The organism is Aestuariibius sp. HNIBRBA575 (assembly GCF_040932005.1).
Lineage (GTDB): Bacteria > Pseudomonadota > Alphaproteobacteria > Rhodobacterales > Rhodobacteraceae > CANLNM01.
The window spans coordinates 974,609-991,933 of sequence record NZ_CP162414.1 but is presented as its reverse complement, the minus strand read 5'-3'; the positions used below and the strand labels follow the sequence as shown (position 1 = coordinate 991,933).

The window sequence follows — 17,325 nt, the reverse complement described above, 5'->3', positions numbered from 1 at the left end:
GCCCTTCTCAGCGTATCAAAGATGCAGATACTCTGAGGAGGCACCATGAAGAAAATCTATCCCAATGCCGCCGCTGCCCTGGACGGGCTGCTGAAGGACGGCATGTTTATTGCAGCTGGCGGATTTGGCCTATGCGGTATTCCCGAATTGCTGCTGGATGCGATCCGCGATGCGGGCACCAAGGATCTGACATTTGCGTCCAACAATGCGGGCGTTGATGACTTTGGCATCGGCATTTTGTTGCAGACCAAACAGGTCAAAAAAATGATCAGCTCATATGTTGGGGAAAACGCCGAATTTATGCGCCAATACCTGTCAGGCGAGCTGGAGCTGGAATTCAACCCCCAAGGCACGCTGGCCGAACGCATGCGCGCTGGTGGTGCTGGCATTCCGGGCTTTTTCACCAAAACCGGTGTGGGCACTGTGATCGCCGACGGCAAAGATCACCGCGATTTCAACGGCGAAACCTACATCATGGAAGAAGGCATTTTTGCCGACCTGGCCATTGTAAAGGCGTGGAAAGCGGACGAAACGGGCAATCTGGTTTTCCGCAAAACCGCGCGCAATTTCAACGCGCCCGCGGCCACATGTGGCAAAGTCTGCATCGCTGAAGTTGAGGAAATCGTCCCCACAGGGTCGCTTGATCCAGATGCGATCCACCTGCCCGGTATTTATGTGAACCGGATCATTCAGGGCGATCACGAAAAACGCATCGAACAACGCACCACAAGGAGCGCATAATATGTGGGATCGTAATCAAATGGCGGCCCGCGCCGCACAAGAACTGCAAGACGGCTGGTACGTTAATCTGGGGATCGGCATCCCTACTTTGGTGTCCAACTACATCCCCGAAGGTGTCGAAGTGACCCTGCAATCGGAAAACGGCATGCTGGGCATGGGCCCCTTTCCGATCGAAGGTGAAGAAGATGCCGACCTGATCAATGCGGGCAAACAGACCATCACCGAATTGCCCCAAACCGCGTATTTTGACAGCGCCCAAAGCTTTGCGATGATCCGGGGTGGCAAAATCGCCATGGCGATCCTTGGCGCGATGGAAGTGGCCGAAAACGGCGATCTGGCCAATTGGATGATCCCCGGCAAGCTGGTCAAAGGCATGGGCGGCGCGATGGATCTGGTCGCAGGTGTTGGCCGCGTTGTGGTGGTCATGGATCACACCAACAAACATGGCGACAGCAAAGTTCTGCGCGAATGCACCCTGCCGTTGACAGGTAAATCCGTTGTGGATCGCATCATCACCAACCTTGGTGTGCTGGATGTTGTTGAGGGTGGTTTGAAAATCGTCGAAACCGCCGATGGCGTGACCGAGGATGAATTGCGGGCCGCCACACAGGCAACCATTGTTTAATTCCAGACCACTTAGATCCCAAAAGGGGCCGCATTTTCCGGCCCTTTTTCCTCCCCCCCACTTGGTTGCTTTTTGTTGGTAAAAACATTCTTATCAACAGGTAACCTTAGGCGTGGCGGAATTTCATGACACACCAAAATGATGATGGCTGGACCAAATCGGCTGATGCCTGGATCACCACATTGGGCGACATTGGTGATCAAAGCCGCGCCTATGTGTTGGATCAGCCGATGATGGCGCGGGTGCGGGCCAGCGGGGCCAAACATCTGGTTGATGTCGGTTGCGGAGAAGGCAGGTTTTGCCGGATGGCCCGGAATGCGGGGCTGCAAACACTTGGCATTGATCCCACTCCGGCCCTTTTGGAACAGGCCCGGGCGCTTGATCCTGTGGGCACATATCTATCTGCCTTTGGCGAAAACCTGCCCCTGCCCGATGCCAGCACCGATCTGGTGGTGTTTTATCTGTCGCTGATCGACATCCCCGATTTTCCTGCCGCCATCGCCGAGGCAAAGCGCGTATTGCGGCCCGGCGGGCATATCCTGATGGGCAATTTGTCCGGCTTCTTTACCGCAGCGCGACAAACCGGGTGGACCGTCACAAAAACCAATACCGCAGATATCCACCTGCGCGGGTATCTGGAAAATGACGTGTATTGGGCCGAATGGAACGGCATAAGGGTCCATAATTGGCATCGTCCCCTGACCGCCTATTTTCAGGCTTTCCTGTACGAAGGCCTGATTCTAACCCATTTTGACGAACCGCCATCGACCCATCCGGATGCCGCAATTCGCGACCAATACAACAATACGGCCTATCTGATGCTGTCAGAATGGCAAAAACCAGCCTAAAAATCGTTTCCAAAATCGAAACAGCTTCACATTGTTGCCCCATTTTGTCGCTAATCATAGCGCAATGACCACAAGTAGCCTGCATAGCACCCCGCCCCATGCGCCTCAGCCCGCCGCGTCCGAAAAAAACCGGCGCTGGCGTGACATTGCCCTATTGGCAGTGTTGTTTGGGTTTGTTTTGGCCGGATTGATCAGTCTGGCACTGGCCACTGGCTGGGAAGAAACCAAAGCGCAGTTGATGAAACTGAACATGACACAAGTTGTGATCCTGTTTGCGCTGTCGCTGGTAAATTACCTGTTTCGCGGTGCGCGGTGGCATTTATTTGCCCGCCGACTGGGCCTGCCAACGGGACTGATCCAGGATTTGCGCCATTTTCTGGGTGGGTTCGCCATGTCCGTCACGCCGGGCCGGGTGGGTGAATTGATCCGCATGCGCTGGCTTCGTCGCGAAACCGGTTGGCCGGTCGAACGCACTGCCCCGTTGGTTTTGGTGGACCGCGCATCGGATTTGGCCGCAATGGCGCTGATCCTTGCACTGTCGATTGCACTGGGCACAGGCGGCATCAGTTTTGCGGTTCCTGTGGCCGCGCTGGCCCTGTTGGGGGCGGTGATTGCCACACGCCCACGCCTGTTGGCGGGGCTGACCACATTGACCTATCGCGCCACGGGGCTGTTTCCCCGGCTGATGGCGCGCATTCGCAGCGCTGCGCGGTCATTGACCGCCTTTACCTCGGCCCCTGTGATGATCACCGCCATTGTGCTGGGCCTGATCGGTTGGGCTGCCGAAGGCTGGGCGTTTCATCTGTTGTTGGTCTGGCTGGGGGCGGATGTGCATTTCGCCATGGCGCTGGCCATCTTCACCTTTTCCACGTTGGCAGGCGGCCTAACGGGCGCGCCGGGCGGTGTTGGTGGTGCCGAAGCCGCGATGATCGCGCTTTTGTCCCTCGAAGGGGTACCGCTTGAAACCTCTATCCCGGCCACGGCCATTATCCGTGTGACCACGCTTTGGTTCGCCATTGGGATCGGCCTGTTGGTCTTTCCTTTTGCTGAACGCATGTCCCTCAAATTCGCCCGCTAAGGTAGTAGAATGACTTGGAATAATATCACATATGCTGGCTGGGGCCGCGCCCGCAAAGCCAAAGGCGATGCCGCCCGGCCCGAACGCGCCCGCGCCCTGACCGCCCTGTCTAAAGAGGGGCCTGCCATGGGCAATTGCCGGTCCTATGGGGATGCATCGCTGAATTCCGGCGGCAAAATCACCGATATGACCCGGCTGGACCGCATCCTGTCCTTTGATGACAAAACCGGTCTTTTGCAGGTCGAGGCTGGCATGACATTGGGCGAATTGGCCGAAATGTTCGCCCCCAAAGGCTGGCTGCCGATGGTGATGCCCGGCACCGGGTTTTGCACAGTGGGCGGTGCCATTGCGATGGATGTGCACGGCAAAAACCACCATAACGAAGGATCCTTTGGTCAACACATCACCCAGATCACCCTGATCCAGAACGGTGTGTCGCGCGATGTGACCCCCAACGATGACGCGCTGTGGCGGGCCACGATTGGGGGCTTGGGCCAAACCGGGATCATCGCCAGCGCGACGATGCAGTTAAAATCCTGCAAAGGCGACGTGATGATGGTCACGGAACGGCGGGCCGAAAACTGGGATGATCATCTGGCCATTCTGGACGCATCCGATGCGACCTATGTGGTGGGCTGGATTGATGCAACTGCGCGCGGCGCGGCACTGGGCCGTGGGATCGTCGAAGAGGGCGAAACCGGCGCGGGTCTGGTGACCAAGCCGAAAAAATCGCGCACCATTCCGATGGATGCGCCGAATTTCGCGCTCTCTGCCCCGATCGTTAAAATGTTCAACAATGCCTATTATCGCCGGGTGCCTGCGGCGGGGCGGACTGTGGTCAAACCGATCCAGGAATTCTTTTTTCCGCTGGACAAAATCCATGACTGGAACCGGCTTTATGGCAAACGCGGATTTCATCAGTTTCAATGCGTGGTCCCGTTGGATCAGGCCGACGCCCTGAAGGAAATACTGGAAAAGATCGCCCATTCCGGGCTCGCGTCACCGTTGGCGGTTCTGAAACGGATGGGACCGGGGCGTGCGGGATATATGTCTTTCCCGATGGAAGGCTACACATTGGCCGTCGATTTCCCGGCGCGGGACGCTGCGCAATCATTGATCCAGCAACTTGAGGATAAATGCCTAAAGGCGGGCGGGCGGATTTATCTGGCCAAAGACGCCCTGTCGCGCGGCGACAACATCAAAGCGATGTACACCGAATATGGCCAATGGGCCGCCGAAGTCGCCAAAGCCGACCCCACAAAAACATATGAGACCGACATGGTCCGCCGCCTGCAATTGAGGAACGAACAATGAGCGAAACATGGATCATTCTCGGCGCGACGTCCTCAATGGCGCGCCCCTTTATGCGCAAACTGGCCGCGGCGGGTCATTCCCTGATCCTGGCCGGGCGCGATATGGACGATTTGAACGCCAGCTGCACAGATGCCATGGCGCGTGGGGCCACATTTGCCGAAGCCGCCGCGCTGGATGTGCGCAATGCGGACACGTTCCAACCCATAATTGATCGCGCTGTTGGGCTGCACAGCATCGTCAATGTAGCGGTGTTTGTTGGCTCGATGCCGGATCAATCTGACATCGACGCGGACCCGTCGCTGATCGACGGCGTTGTCATCGACAGCTTGACCGGCCCGGCCCGGTTCCTGCAAATGATAGCCCCCCAGATGGAAGAAATCGGCGCAGGTGTGGTCGTCGGCGTTGGATCCGTTGCCGGGGATCGCGGACGTATCGCGAATTACGTCTATGGTGCGGCCAAGGGCGGCTTTGCCACCTATCTATCTGGTCTGCGCAATCGTTTGGGACGTTCAGGCGTCCATGTGATGACCGTCAAACCCGGCCCTGTGGACACGGCCATGACCTGGGGACTTGGTAAAATGCCGTTTATGACCACCGCCGATGCTGTGGCCAACGATATCCTCAAAGGGGTGCGCAAAAAGCGCAACACGATCTATACGGCCGGGATTTGGCGCATCGTGATGACCGTAATCCGCTGTGTTCCCGAACCGATCTTTAAGAAGATGTCGTTCTGACACATCCGACATAAAGGCAAAACAAAACAGGGCGCGGGAATTATTCCGCGCCCTGTTTTGATGTTTATGTCGTCTTTGTTACAGCACGCCAATGCGGGCGAACCAGACCTCCCATAGGCCAGCGGCGTAGAACATCAGCGACAATGTGATCAGCAACAGGCCCATGCCGCGTTTGTCTTTGAGCGCAAAAACAATTGGGTCGTAATCCTGTTTTCCGTACCAGCCCAGCCGGATCATCCGCCACAGCCACCAGCCAATCGGCAACAGCGCCACCCACAAAAGCCAGCGATCAGGATAGAGAACCTGCGCCTGATCCGACAATGAATACAGGAAAAAGATCACCAAGGCCCCCGCCATGCCGATCCCGGCCATATTCAACAAATCCGGGCGATCCGGGCGGCCATAGCCGCGCCCCGGCAGACGTTCATCATCCACCGCCAGCGTCAATTCGGTCAGGCGTTTCACACAGCCCAGCGAGATAAAGATCGGGAAGATAAAGATCAGCATAAAGATCGACGCATCCACCCGACTGGCCGCCGCCCCGGCGACAACGCGCAATGTATACAGCGATGCCAGCACCATGATATCGACCCAGCGCATGCGTTTCAGTTTCAGCGAATAGGCCAGCGACAGCGTCATATAGGTGATTACCACCACCAAAAACGGCCCGCCCAGAAATGCGCCCAGCCCAATAGCGATTGCGCCCAGCGCCAATGTGGCCGCCATGCCCACCGATATGGGCACCGCCCCACTGGCAAAAGGGCGTTTGCATTTTTTGACGTGCAGGCGGTCGGCTTCTAGGTCCAGCAGGTCATTGACCAAATAGATACAGGATGCAGCGGCCGAAAAACTGGCCATGCCCAACAGCACCAACATCAATGTCCCCAAACCAAAATGATGCGACGCAATCATCGGCAGGATCAACAGGATGTTTTTCACCCATTGATGGGGCCGCATAGCGCGGATCAGATCGCGTGGTTCCCAGCCACCTTTGATGTCTGTGACCTCATGGCCATCACGGCGCAGTTTCGCGACGCTATCACCGGGATCGGTGACCACAATGGCCCCCGCCCCGCGCTGCCAGATCTTGAGGTCGGAAATGTCGTTACCGGCATAGTCAAACCCGCCTTCTCCGTAGGCGGCGACCAGCGCGTCTGCCTTGGCGTCGCCTTTGAGGTTCACATCGCCATCGGACGCAAATACCCGTTCGATGCCGTGATGTTTGGCCAGCGGTTCAACCAAAGACATGTCAGAGGCTGACGCCAAGGCCACTTCGCGGCCTTCAGATTTGGCAGTTTCGACCAATTCCATGACTTCGGGTTCAACCGGAAGCAAATCCGTGCGCAGCGGCGCGATCTGGGCCAGTTCCGATTTCAGCCGCGCGCGGTCACGCCAGTGCAACAGCGATGCTTTGAGCGTCGCCATGGGATCTTTGCCCAGCCCGGCCCAAAAACATTCCAACAACATATCGGTGCGCAGCAGCGTCCCGTCCACATCTAATACCAGCGGGCGTTTCGTCACGGTAATATCCCTCAATTCACGGAAAAGACGCAGCCATCGGTGATCAGCTGCGGGGGGGTTATGCACAGACCGCGGGCGACAGACCACGCAGCCAGAACTTTGGGTACATAGGCGCGCGTTTCAGCATAAGGCGGCACGCCGGAATTGTCGCGCACCGATCCTTCGCCTGCATTATAGGCGGCCAGCACCAATATCGGGTCTTTGTCGAAATGGTCCATCAGCCATGCCAGATAGGCCACGCCGCCTTTGATGTTATCAGCGCTGTTCATACGGTCCGTCACACCGAACCGTTCCGCAGTGGCGGGCATCAATTGCATCAATCCCGCTGCCCCGGCACCGCTGACCGCATCGCTTTGGCCCGCACTTTCGACGGAAATCACCGCCAGAGCCAGCGCTGGGGACACATCCGTGCCCACCGTGGCCCGCAAAATGTCCAGACCATGAGTGCTGGCAATCCCCTGCAGCGTGGCCAGACGCGGCTGTGGGACCGATCCTGCACGTATCGCCGCCAAGGCCGGGTCCAATCGGCCCGGACCGGATTCAGACACATCAGGTGAAATCGTTTCCCAGAACCAATCATATTCGCCCGGTGGACGTTGCTGAGGGGCAGCAGCGGTGGCGCCCCCCTGCCCGGCCGCATTGGGCGCAGCGGGACCGCTGGGCGCGGAAGGCGCGATTTGCACGGTGATCCGCGGCGCAGTTGATCCCGGTTCCGGGACCCCGACGCTGCGAAAGGTGAAATCAGGTTGCAAACGGTGACTGTCTGCCAACGCAGCCGAAGACAGGCCCACCGCAAGTGAGAGCCCATACAGTATATATAGTGCCATGTTTGATGAGCTGCGCGTCATTCGCGTCTGCCCTGCCTCATTATTGTTAAGACATATATTGCAGAAAACCGGTGATCAGGCCAGTGGGCACGCAAATCCAGGTCCAATTTAGCAGGAAAACGGGGCAAAAACGCCCCATTAACCCTTTATTTACCTTTGGTCATAGGGCGGGATTCGTTTGTAATTCGTTAATTTTCAATAACTTATAAATTTTTCGACAAAAAAACGCATTGCACGAAAATTGAACCAAACCGGCCCAAGTCTCGCCCCATTGTGGGGGCTATATATGTTCATCCAAGACGGGGAGCGGGCCATTGAGAGGCCGGTTCGCAACTGCCCCGGCAAGGTAACATAAACTGAGCGAACACCCCTAGGAGGGACCGAAATGCTGAACTTCATCAAAAACTTCCGTCAAGACGAAGACGGCGCCGTGACCGTTGACTGGGTTGTTCTGACAGCCGCAATCGTTGGTCTGGGCATCGCCGTTCTGACATCCGTTGGTAACGGTACAACCGCTCTGGGCTCCAAAGTTAGCTCGCAGTTGGCCAACCAAACCATCGTAACATATAACTAATTCTCGATCCGAAGGATAAAACACATGCTTAACTTCATCAAAAACTTCCGCAACGACGAAGACGGCGCTGTAACTGTTGACTGGGTTGTTCTGACAGCCGCAATCGTTGGCCTCGGCATCGCAGTTCTGACATCCGTTGGTAACGGTACAACAGCCCTGGGTTCCAAAGTATCCAGCCAGTTGGCCAACCAAACCATCGTAACATATAACTAATTCTCGATCCGAAGGATAAAACACATGCTTAACTTCATCAAAAACTTCCGCAACGACGAAGACGGCGCTGTAACTGTTGACTGGGTTGTTCTGACAGCCGCAATCGTTGGCCTCGGCATCGCAGTTCTGACATCCGTTGGTAACGGGACAACAGCCCTGGGTTCCAAAGTATCCAGCCAGTTGGCCAACCAAACCATCGTAACTTATAACTAAGTTTCGACGGCACGAATTGAACGGGACCGCATCCCTGATGCGGTCCTTTTCATTTACCCGGATATGACGTTCTCCGTCAGGACCATATCACGGCAAAACATGCCACGATCAGACGACACATCCAGCGCAATTTGAGTAAAACTCTGTCTAATACCAAACACAACGGCGCGGTTTTACCCATCAGGCACCAGATTGCTGACACATTGTCGGCGTCCAATGCCCTAAGCCTGGGTAAAATAATTGGAGATCCCAATGTATAATTTTTTTCAGCGGTTTCGCGGTGACGAAACAGGTGCTGTAACGGTTGATTGGGTCGTGTTAACGGCCGCCATTGTTGGGTTAGGTATTGGTGTGGTTACGATGATTTCTGTGACAGCAACAGACAGATCAAAAGGCGTGGGAAATCGCGTCGAAAATCAGGCTTTGGTTCAATATAACTAAAAATGCGTTGGGGCCGTCTAATCGCCCCGGCAGCGACCAAACCTTGTCCTGTTTTTGCCGCAATTTCGTGTCAGGAATCGAAACAGTGAATTTCATCTGACGTCAAAAAGTCAGTACAGGTCGAAAGGAAAGAGTATGCGAGCAGTGTTTGGATTGGTCTTGGTTATTGGGATGGGGCTTGCCGGCTTTGCCGTCTACATGGCCAAGGGTTACTTCCAGCAGCAGCAACTTGCTCTGGATCATGAACGCGCACAGGCAGCGGCGATCGTTCCCACAGTTGATGTCTTTGCACTAAAGCGGACGATCAATTACGGCGAACAATTGACCAAAGACGATGTGCAAATCATCCGATATGTAGAAGCCGCCCTGCCCGAAGGTGTGTACCGCACCGAAGAAGAGCTGTTTCCAGAGGGTGACGAAGAATTGCGGGTTGTGACCCGTCGAATGGAACCGCTGGAACCCGTTTTGGCCAGCAAAGTGTCCGATCCCGGCGAAGTTGTGGGGATTACGTCCCACCTGACTCGCGGCATGCGTGCCTTTGCGATCCGTGTGGATGCCACATCAGGTGTGTCCGGATTTTTGCGCCCAGGGGACCGTGTCGACGTTTATTGGTCCGGTCAGGCCCAGGACCAACGCGGCAATGATATCACGCAGCTGATCGAAACCAGCATCCGCATTATTGCGGTGGACCAATCTGCAGATAGTGGTGTGACCGAAGCATCCATCGCACGGACCGTCACAGTTGAGGCCAGCCCACATCAGGTGGCCGCCTTGGCTCAGGCGCAATCCAGTGGCCGTTTGTCATTGGCATTGGTGGGCGCGCAGGACGATTCAATTGTCAATGACGCCATCGCCGTTAATCAGGCCTCGTTGCTGGGTGTGACCGAACAGGCGCCAGAAATTGTAGAAGAAGAACGGGTTTGTACCATCGTCAACCGTCGTGGTGCAGATATCATCGAAATCCCGGTTCCCTGCACAAACTAATAAACCATGAAACACCTCAAACGCCCGGTTCATCCGGGCGTTTTTGCGTTTCAAAAAACGCCTTTGTTGCCACTTATCCACACAAACTTCACCCTCCAAGCAACTGATTCTTGCAAAAAACTATTAATTAGGGCAGCTTGGCCAAAGTATAGGGCAATAAGACCCATAATTTGGTCGTGGCACAGAGGCAGGTCACATGAAACATAGTAGATTTATAAAGGCCGCACTTGTCGGCTTTACACTTGCGCTTTCCACCACGGCGACATCTGTCCCCGCGGAAACATTGCAAGTGACACGCGGCGCTCCTTCTCGGGCGTTGGCTGTTCCCATGAACCGCGCGGTGGTCGTCGAAAGTGACGCGCCATTTGCACAGGTTTCCATCGCAAACCCAGGGATCGCGGATATTTCCACGCTCTCCGAAAGCACAATCTATGTGCTGGGCAAAGAGCCGGGGCGGACCACGCTGACGCTTTTGGGCGCGGATGGGCGGCTGATCACCAACGTTGAGGTGCATGTCACCCCCGACGTTGCTGAATTTAAGGAACGTCTGGAACAGATCCTACCCGGTGAAAGCATCGAAGTGCGCACCGCCAATGACGGGATTGTCCTGTCAGGCACCGTCAGTTCAACCGCGCGTATGGATCGCGCCTTGGATCTGGCACAGCGTTACGCACCTGATCGCGTTTCCAACCTGATGGTTGTCGGCGGCACACAGCAGGTGATGCTGCGGGTCCGTTTTGCAGAAATGCAGCGGTCGGTTTCCAAATCCCTGTCTTCTTCGTTGGCGCTGCAAGGCACCACATTGGGCGGTGATCTGGGCGTAAACGGCGGCGGTGGCGCATTTACCACTGCGGAAACAATCACATCCGCCCTTTCGGGTGACAATGTGGGCGCTGGTAACAATAACGGCGCGATCATGTTTGGCTTTAACGCCGGCGCGGTCGAAGTGGGCATCCTGTTGGAAGCACTGGAAAGCCGAGGCGTTGTACGCACATTGGCCGAACCAAACCTGACCGCACTCAGCGGCCAAGAGGCGCGGTTTTTGGCAGGTGGGGAATATCCGATCCCTGTGACACAGGAATCTGGGTCCACCACAATTGAATACAAACCCTTTGGTATCGCTCTGAACTTTGTGCCACGTGTTGTGGACGGTGATATCATCAATCTGGAACTCGAAGCCGAAGTTTCGGCCTTGGATACCAGCAACGGCATCGTTCAAAACGGCTTTACGGTCAGCTCTTTTTCAACGCGCAAAACATCCACCACGGTTGAAATGCGTGATGGCGAAAGCTTTGCGATCGCTGGTTTGCTGATGGATGATTTCCGCGACCTGAACGGTCAGGTGCCATGGCTGGGTGACATCCCGGTTCTGGGCGCTTTGTTCCGGTCCGCTGAATATGCGCGTGAACAAACCGAACTTGTCATCATCGTAACACCGCATCTGGTGACGCCAACCCGTGGCGAGGCTCTGGCCCTGCCAACGGATCGTGTGCGCCCACCATCTGAGCGTGATTTGTTCCTGTTTGGTCGGGTCGCGTCGACCGATGGCGGCGCAGGAGAGGTTGCACGTCAGGACTTTAGCGGGTCTTATGGCTACGTGCTGGAATGAGTGGGGACAGGCAGATGAAACGTCTAATTACAATGACTGTTATGGCTGCAACCCTTGCCGCCTGTAGCACCTCCGAAGTGGGCTTTGGCACAAATTCGGAAACCACAGGGACCATTCTGGGATCCACCGATTTCGGCAATTCCACGATGAACAACACGTTGGTTCAATCGGGCGAACGGGATTACACGGTCAATCTGGCACATCGGTTCGCAGCCGAAGTGAACACAACGATCAACTTCCCGTTCAATTCCACAGCCCTAGACGAAGAGGCCCGCGCGGTTCTGCGTCAACAGGCTGATTGGATCAAGCAATTCCCAGAAATCCGGTTCACCGTTTACGGTCACACCGATCTGGTTGGGGGGACGGCCTATAACCGTCGTCTTGGATTGCGCCGTGCCCAGGCGGTTGTTCTGTATTTGACCAGCCAAGGGATTGACCGCAGCCGTCTGGAAGCGGTCGTATCCCACGGTGAAACCCAGCCATTGGTTGTGACCGAGGGCCGCGAACGGCGCAACCGCCGGACCGTGACCGAGGTGTCAGGCTTTGTTCAGAACCACCCGACGGTGCTGGATGGCAAATATGCGGAGGTGATCTTCCGCGAATATGTCACCAGCGGCGAACCACAATCCGCTTTGACCACAGCAGAAGTGTCCGACACCCTGCAATAAGCCGGAAAATCCACGATTTTTACAAAAGCCCGCGATTTTCGCGGGCTTTTGCCTTTCCAATCTGTGAACAACCGCCCTCTGAGACCGTGATCGTCGCAAGAAACCGCACAATTACGATCTTTTGGCCCCAATCTCGTCACGATTGTCAGCGAATTTAGCTTCAACGGGAAAAGCACTCGGATGATTCCGGGCTGAGATCGCAGAAGGGATCTCGGAAATACCAAACTGGCATTTCTGCCAATCCCTGTCGTTGAAGGACCTGAAGGCAATGAGCAGTAACGCCGTATTGAGACCAGAACCGCAGCCGCTCCGGGCATGCACGATCAGTCGTGACGTGCAGATTTTCGATCTGTTGATCGAAGACATGGAGGCGAATCTTGGGGAAAGCTGGGGAGACCTGAGCTTTGAGGACGCGCTTGCGTTCCTTGATCAACCCGACGCAGAAGAGCTGCAATTCGTCGCCGTCGCGCTGGACGAAGAAGATGAGAGCGATCTAACGCTGATCATCAACATCATTTCGGCCGCCAAATCCAAAGGGATCAAGGTCGTCTTGATCGCCGAAGATTTGATGCCGGCCACATTGCGCCAATTGCTGAACGAAGGGGGGGATGAATTTGTCCCCTACCCTCTGCCAGAAGGCGAATTGGCCAAAGCCATCGAACGGGTGCTAACCCCGGTCGAAGAGCCACCGCTGGCCGCCGAACATCAAAACACGTTGAAACCCACAGATGATCGCAACGGGGTTGTGATCCCGGTGATTTCCATGGCCGGGGGCACGGGTGCCACGACCTTGGCGGTCAATCTGGCTTGGGAATTGTGTTTGCAGGACAAAACAGAGCCCCCTCGGGTCTGCATTTTGGATCTGGATCTGCAATTCGGGTCTGTGTCGACCTTCCTCGATCTGCCACGGCGCGAGGCGGTGTTTGAATTGCTGTCCGACACAGAAAGCATGGACGGCGAAAGCTTTATGCAGGCGCTGTTGACCTACGAACAGAAATTGCACGTTTTGACCGCACCAACGGAATTGATTCCGCTGGACCTGATCACCCCAGAAGACGTGGATCGTGTGATCAATATGGCCAAAGCCAATTTTGATTACGTGGTGATCGACATGCCATCCGCCTTGGTGGAATGGACCCAGAATGTGCTGGAACATGCGGCCATCGGGTTTGCGACCATCGAAATGGATATGCGATCGGCCAACAACACCGTTCGGATCAAACGCGCCCTTCAGGCCGAAGATCTGCCGTTTGAAAAACTGCGGTTCACGTTGAACCGCGCCCCGAAATTCACAGATCTCAATGGCAAGGCCCGCGTAAAACGCTTGGCCGAAAGCCTGGGGATTGGCATCGAAATTCAACTGCCGGATGGCGGCAAGCCTGTTGCACAAAACGCCGACCACGGGGTCCCCATGGCCGAAGGCATTGCCAAAAATCCGCTGCGCAAAGAAATCGCGAAGTTGGCCAAATCGGTCCATGACGTGAACCTCAGCACCGCGACCGGCAGCTGATAGAGAGGTAAGAGTATGTTTTCCAAGTATAAAAAGCCTGCACCCGCTGCGGCGCCCCCCCAACCCACCAATGGGGAAGCCACAGAAGTCGCCGACAAGGTCGCAACACCCGTCGCACCCGCCCCCAAAAAGGCGGCGCAGGCAGCCCCAATGGACAAAGAGAAAAAGCGCAAAGAGCGGCTCGGCGAGATTAAGCTGGAGCTGCACAAATCGCTTTTGGACAATTTGAACCTTGCGGCCTTGGAAACAGCCACAGAAAACGAATTGCGTCAGGAAATCACCGCGATTTCGGCGGAATCCCTAGAAGAAATGGGTGTGGTGCTGAACCGCGAAGAACGCACCACCCTCAATCAGGATCTTTATAACGAAGTGACGGGCCTTGGCCCGCTGGAACCGCTGCTGAAAGATGACACCGTCAACGACATTCTGATCAACGGCCCGCAGCAGATTTTCATCGAACGCGCCGGTAAGTTGGAATTGTCCGACATCACGTTCAAAGATGAACGCCATCTGATGCGGATCATCGACAAAATTGTATCGGCCGTTGGGCGTCGGGTGGATGAATCCAACCCCTATGTGGATGCGCGATTGGCCGATGGGTCACGTTTCAACGCCATGGTGCCGCCGGTTGCCGTGGATGGCAGCCTGGTGTCCATTCGGAAATTTAAGAAAGACAAACTGGCCATCGACGATCTGGTCAAATTTGGCGCCTTTACCGAAGAAATGGCCGCTTATTTGCAGGCCGCTGTGTCCACACGTCTGAACGTGATTGTGTCGGGTGGTACGGGGTCTGGTAAAACGACCACGTTGAACGCGTTGTCGTCGTTTATTGACGATGACGAACGTATCCTGACGATTGAGGATACGGCGGAACTTCAACTGCAACAGACCCATGTGGGCCGGATGGAATCCAAACCCGCCAACGTCGAAGGCAAAGGCGCTGTGACCCAGCGGGATTGTCTGCGAAACGCGCTGCGGATGCGTCCGGACCGGATCATCGTGGGGGAAACCCGTGGCGAAGAAGTGATCGATATGTTGCAGGCCATGAACACCGGCCATGACGGATCGATGACCACAATTCACGCCAACAGCGCCCGTGACGGGATCAGCCGTTTGGAAAACATGATTGCCATGGCCGGGATCGAAATGCCGATCAAAGCCATGCGCGCCCAGATCGCATCGGCGGTGAACCTGATCGTGCAAGCTTCGCGTCTGCAGGACGGGTCGCGGCGCATGGTGTCGATCACCGAAGTGACCGGCATGGAAGGCGACGTGATTTCGATGCAGGAAGTGTTCCGTTATCAGCGCGTTGGTCTGACGCCGGACAACAAAATCATCGGTCATTTCACCGCGACCGGCGTGCGAAGCCACTATTCAGAACGGTTCAAATTGTGGGGCTACGATCTGCCGCCTGCGATTTTTGAACCCTTTGCTGCGGAGTAATCGAACATGGGTATTTCACCAGAACCAATCATTTATGGCCTGATTTTTGTCGCCATTCTGGTCATGGTCGAAGGCATCTATCTGACGATCTTTGGCAAATCCATCAGCCTGAATTCCAAGGTCAATCGCCGTCTGGAATTGATGCAAAAGGGTGGCCAGCGCGAAGACGTGATGGAACAGCTGCGCAAAGAAATGGGCCAGCATATGAAATCGCAGGGCCTGCCGCTTTATGCGATGCTGGCCGAAAAGGCGCAAAAGGCGAATATCGCGTTTTCCCCGTCTCAGCTGATTATGATCATGGCCTTGTTGGCCTGTGTGGCCTTTGTTGGGTTGACCGTTGGCACCGCAACCGGTGTGGCCGTGCGGGCCGTGGTGTCCGTCGCGATGGGCGTGGGCGGTGTTTACGTCTGGGTCAACGGCAAGGCGAAAAAACGCATTGCCCTACTCGAAGAACAACTGCCCGATGCGGTGGAACTGATGGTGCGATCGTTGCGCGTCGGGAACCCGTTTTCGTTCGCGGTGGCATCGGTCGCCGAAGAGGTCCCTGATCCACTGGGCACCGAAATGGGGTTCATCGCGGATGAGGCCGCCTATGGGCGGGACATGGGTGATGCGCTAAAACAATTGGCCGAACGTATGGACATGCAGGATTTGCGGTTCTTGGCCGTGGCTGTGACCATTCAACAGCAGGCCGGTGGTAACCTGGCCGAAATTCTGCACGGTCTGGCCAAAGTGATCCGGGCGCGGTTCAAATTGTTCCGCCGCGTCAAAGCCATCACCGCCGAGGCCAAGTGGTCCGGCATGTTCCTGTCCATTTTCCCATTGGGCGCATTGGTGATGATCAACGTGATCCAACCCAATTATTATGACGACGTCAAAGAGACATCCGCCTTTATCCCGGCCTGTCTTGTCGTTGCTGGCTTCCTTGTGACGAACATGATCGTCATGAAGCGGCTCGTGAATATCAAAGTGTGAGGCGGTTATGGAATTTCTGAACCAGATCAACACCCAGATCACCGATTTGCTTGGCCCGCTGGGTCCGCTGTTTGTGTTGGGCTTTGTGGGCGTGGTCCTGATCCTGCTGACCCTGCCGGTCATGCTGAAAAAGGAAAAGGATCCGCTGGATAAGCTGCGCGAAGCCAACCGCGTCAGCAAACCCAACAAAGCTGACAAGCTGCGGATGAATGATGGCCATGACAAGCTTGAGAAATACTCAAACTTTTTGGAGCCACAGGATGACGAAGAATATTCCGCAATCCGGCTGAAACTGATCCAAGCCGGTTATCGCAGCAAAAACGCGGTGCGGATGTATCACTTTGCGCAATTTGCGCTGGGGTCTGGCCTGTTATTGCTGGGGGTTGCTTATGCGATCTACAATTCCAGCACCGGCGATCCAACGCCGCAAAACACAATCCTGTCGATCCTGCTGCCCGGCGTGGTTGGCTATATGGCGCCCAAATATTGGGTCAACAAACGCCATGGTCAACGCGAAGAGGAAATTATCAACGGTTTCCCCGACAGTCTGGATATGCTGCTGGTCTGTGTTGAGGCCGGTCAATCGCTGGATCAATCCATCGTGCGGGTTGCGGTCGAGTTGAAGGCCGGGCACCCTGCCCTGGCCGAAGAATTCGATATCGTCGCCCATGAAATGAAAGCCGGTAAAGATCGCCAACAAGTTCTGAAGGATATGTCAGAGCGGGCCGGCGTCGATGATGTGCGCAGTTTTGTGACCGTTTTGGTGCAATCTCAGAAATTCGGGACATCCATCGCCGATGCGTTGCGGGTCTATGCCGAAGAAATGCGTGACAAAAGGGTCATGCGCGCCGAAGAAAAGGCCAATACATTGCCCACAAAGATGACATTGGCCACGATGATGTTGACGGTTCCGCCCCTGTTGATCATTTTGATCGGGCCTTCGGTCTATGGGATCTACGAAACCCTGCAAGGCGCGAATTTCTAAGGGGCATTTTGCCCTCAGCTAT

Annotated in this window: 19 protein-coding genes; 17 read left to right on the top strand and 2 right to left on the bottom strand. The window is 55.6% G+C overall.

The features are described 5' to 3' along the window. The first annotated feature begins 45 nt into the window (after positions 1-45). From AB1F12_RS05070 to AB1F12_RS05045, 6 genes are all read left to right on the top strand, one after another. Positions 46-741, top strand: a complete 696-nt coding sequence (locus AB1F12_RS05070; RefSeq protein ID WP_368187060.1) for a CoA transferase subunit A — start codon at positions 46-48, stop codon at positions 739-741. A gap of 1 nt (position 742) precedes the next feature. Then, a complete protein-coding gene (locus AB1F12_RS05065; protein WP_368187059.1) occupies positions 743-1,366 on the top strand; it encodes a 3-oxoacid CoA-transferase subunit B in 624 nt (207 codons plus the stop codon). Between the two features lie 125 nt (positions 1,367-1,491). Then, complete coding sequence (locus AB1F12_RS05060) at positions 1,492-2,214, top strand: class I SAM-dependent methyltransferase (RefSeq protein ID WP_368187058.1); 723 nt, start codon at positions 1,492-1,494, stop codon at positions 2,212-2,214. 64 nt (positions 2,215-2,278) lie between these two features. Next, positions 2,279-3,292 (top strand): YbhN family protein, encoded by a 1,014-nt coding sequence (locus tag AB1F12_RS05055; protein WP_368187057.1) that lies wholly within the window; start codon positions 2,279-2,281, stop codon positions 3,290-3,292. Between the two features lie 9 nt (positions 3,293-3,301). After that, complete coding sequence (locus tag AB1F12_RS05050; RefSeq protein WP_368187056.1) at positions 3,302-4,606, top strand: FAD-dependent oxidoreductase; 1,305 nt, start codon at positions 3,302-3,304, stop codon at positions 4,604-4,606. Continuing rightward, positions 4,603-5,340, top strand: coding sequence for an SDR family NAD(P)-dependent oxidoreductase (locus AB1F12_RS05045; RefSeq protein ID WP_368187054.1), 738 nt, complete (start codon positions 4,603-4,605; stop codon positions 5,338-5,340). Before AB1F12_RS05050 ends, AB1F12_RS05045 begins: the two co-directional genes overlap by 4 nt. Positions 5,341-5,418: 78 nt before the next feature. Here the strand turns inward: AB1F12_RS05045 and AB1F12_RS05040 are convergent, their stop codons facing one another. Continuing rightward, entirely contained in the window at positions 5,419-6,861 is a 1,443-nt protein-coding gene (locus AB1F12_RS05040) for a UbiA family prenyltransferase (protein ID WP_368187053.1), read from the bottom strand. An 11-nt stretch (positions 6,862-6,872) separates the two neighbouring features. Next, complete coding sequence (locus AB1F12_RS05035) at positions 6,873-7,688, bottom strand: lytic transglycosylase domain-containing protein (protein WP_368187051.1); 816 nt, start codon at positions 7,686-7,688, stop codon at positions 6,873-6,875. Between the two features lie 385 nt (positions 7,689-8,073). On the opposite strand from AB1F12_RS05035, the gene AB1F12_RS05030 reads away from it, so the two are divergent. From AB1F12_RS05030 to AB1F12_RS04980, 11 genes are all read left to right on the top strand, one after another. Further along, on the top strand, positions 8,074-8,262 hold the full coding sequence (locus AB1F12_RS05030; protein WP_368187049.1) for a hypothetical protein: 189 nt from the start codon (positions 8,074-8,076) through the stop codon (positions 8,260-8,262). A 24-nt stretch (positions 8,263-8,286) separates the two neighbouring features. Further along, on the top strand, positions 8,287-8,475 hold the full coding sequence (locus tag AB1F12_RS05025) for a Flp family type IVb pilin (RefSeq protein ID WP_368187048.1): 189 nt from the start codon (positions 8,287-8,289) through the stop codon (positions 8,473-8,475). 24 nt (positions 8,476-8,499) lie between these two features. Then, entirely contained in the window at positions 8,500-8,688 is a 189-nt protein-coding gene (locus AB1F12_RS05020) for a Flp family type IVb pilin (RefSeq protein ID WP_368187048.1), read from the top strand. A 252-nt stretch (positions 8,689-8,940) separates the two neighbouring features. Continuing rightward, a complete protein-coding gene (locus tag AB1F12_RS05015) occupies positions 8,941-9,129 on the top strand; it encodes a hypothetical protein (RefSeq protein WP_368187046.1) in 189 nt (62 codons plus the stop codon). Between the two features lie 135 nt (positions 9,130-9,264). Beyond that, entirely contained in the window at positions 9,265-10,113 is an 849-nt protein-coding gene (gene cpaB, locus AB1F12_RS05010) for a Flp pilus assembly protein CpaB (protein WP_368187045.1), read from the top strand. A gap of 196 nt (positions 10,114-10,309) precedes the next feature. After that, on the top strand, positions 10,310-11,722 hold the full coding sequence (locus AB1F12_RS05005; protein WP_368187044.1) for a type II and III secretion system protein family protein: 1,413 nt from the start codon (positions 10,310-10,312) through the stop codon (positions 11,720-11,722). A 14-nt stretch (positions 11,723-11,736) separates the two neighbouring features. Further along, positions 11,737-12,390: an OmpA family protein gene (locus AB1F12_RS05000; protein WP_368187043.1), complete on the top strand. Its 654-nt coding sequence runs from the start codon at positions 11,737-11,739 to the stop codon at positions 12,388-12,390. Between the two features lie 334 nt (positions 12,391-12,724). After that, positions 12,725-13,900 (top strand): CpaE family protein, encoded by a 1,176-nt coding sequence (locus AB1F12_RS04995; protein ID WP_368187042.1) that lies wholly within the window; start codon positions 12,725-12,727, stop codon positions 13,898-13,900. A 15-nt stretch (positions 13,901-13,915) separates the two neighbouring features. Further along, on the top strand, positions 13,916-15,343 hold the full coding sequence (locus tag AB1F12_RS04990) for a CpaF family protein (protein ID WP_368187040.1): 1,428 nt from the start codon (positions 13,916-13,918) through the stop codon (positions 15,341-15,343). Positions 15,344-15,349: 6 nt separating this feature from the next. Next, positions 15,350-16,318 (top strand): type II secretion system F family protein, encoded by a 969-nt coding sequence (locus AB1F12_RS04985; RefSeq protein WP_368187039.1) that lies wholly within the window; start codon positions 15,350-15,352, stop codon positions 16,316-16,318. A gap of 7 nt (positions 16,319-16,325) precedes the next feature. Beyond that, positions 16,326-17,303, top strand: coding sequence for a type II secretion system F family protein (locus AB1F12_RS04980; protein WP_368187037.1), 978 nt, complete (start codon positions 16,326-16,328; stop codon positions 17,301-17,303). The last annotated feature ends 22 nt before the right edge of the window (positions 17,304-17,325 follow it).

Coding starts and splice junctions, on each gene's coding strand:
- AB1F12_RS05070 (WP_368187060.1), top strand. CDS start 46: ATGAAGAAAATCTATCCCAATGCCGCCGCTGCCCTGGACGGGCTGCTG.
- AB1F12_RS05065 (WP_368187059.1), top strand. CDS start 743: ATGTGGGATCGTAATCAAATGGCGGCCCGCGCCGCACAAGAACTGCAA.
- AB1F12_RS05060 (WP_368187058.1), top strand. CDS start 1,492: ATGACACACCAAAATGATGATGGCTGGACCAAATCGGCTGATGCCTGG.
- AB1F12_RS05055 (WP_368187057.1), top strand. CDS start 2,279: ATGACCACAAGTAGCCTGCATAGCACCCCGCCCCATGCGCCTCAGCCC.
- AB1F12_RS05050 (WP_368187056.1), top strand. CDS start 3,302: ATGACTTGGAATAATATCACATATGCTGGCTGGGGCCGCGCCCGCAAA.
- AB1F12_RS05045 (WP_368187054.1), top strand. CDS start 4,603: ATGAGCGAAACATGGATCATTCTCGGCGCGACGTCCTCAATGGCGCGC.
- AB1F12_RS05035 (WP_368187051.1), bottom strand. CDS start 7,688: ATGGCACTATATATACTGTATGGGCTCTCACTTGCGGTGGGCCTGTCT.
- AB1F12_RS05030 (WP_368187049.1), top strand. CDS start 8,074: ATGCTGAACTTCATCAAAAACTTCCGTCAAGACGAAGACGGCGCCGTG.
- AB1F12_RS05025 (WP_368187048.1), top strand. CDS start 8,287: ATGCTTAACTTCATCAAAAACTTCCGCAACGACGAAGACGGCGCTGTA.
- AB1F12_RS05020 (WP_368187048.1), top strand. CDS start 8,500: ATGCTTAACTTCATCAAAAACTTCCGCAACGACGAAGACGGCGCTGTA.
- AB1F12_RS05015 (WP_368187046.1), top strand. CDS start 8,941: ATGTATAATTTTTTTCAGCGGTTTCGCGGTGACGAAACAGGTGCTGTA.
- cpaB (WP_368187045.1), top strand. CDS start 9,265: ATGCGAGCAGTGTTTGGATTGGTCTTGGTTATTGGGATGGGGCTTGCC.
- AB1F12_RS05005 (WP_368187044.1), top strand. CDS start 10,310: ATGAAACATAGTAGATTTATAAAGGCCGCACTTGTCGGCTTTACACTT.
- AB1F12_RS05000 (WP_368187043.1), top strand. CDS start 11,737: ATGAAACGTCTAATTACAATGACTGTTATGGCTGCAACCCTTGCCGCC.
- AB1F12_RS04990 (WP_368187040.1), top strand. CDS start 13,916: ATGTTTTCCAAGTATAAAAAGCCTGCACCCGCTGCGGCGCCCCCCCAA.
- AB1F12_RS04985 (WP_368187039.1), top strand. CDS start 15,350: ATGGGTATTTCACCAGAACCAATCATTTATGGCCTGATTTTTGTCGCC.
- AB1F12_RS04980 (WP_368187037.1), top strand. CDS start 16,326: ATGGAATTTCTGAACCAGATCAACACCCAGATCACCGATTTGCTTGGC.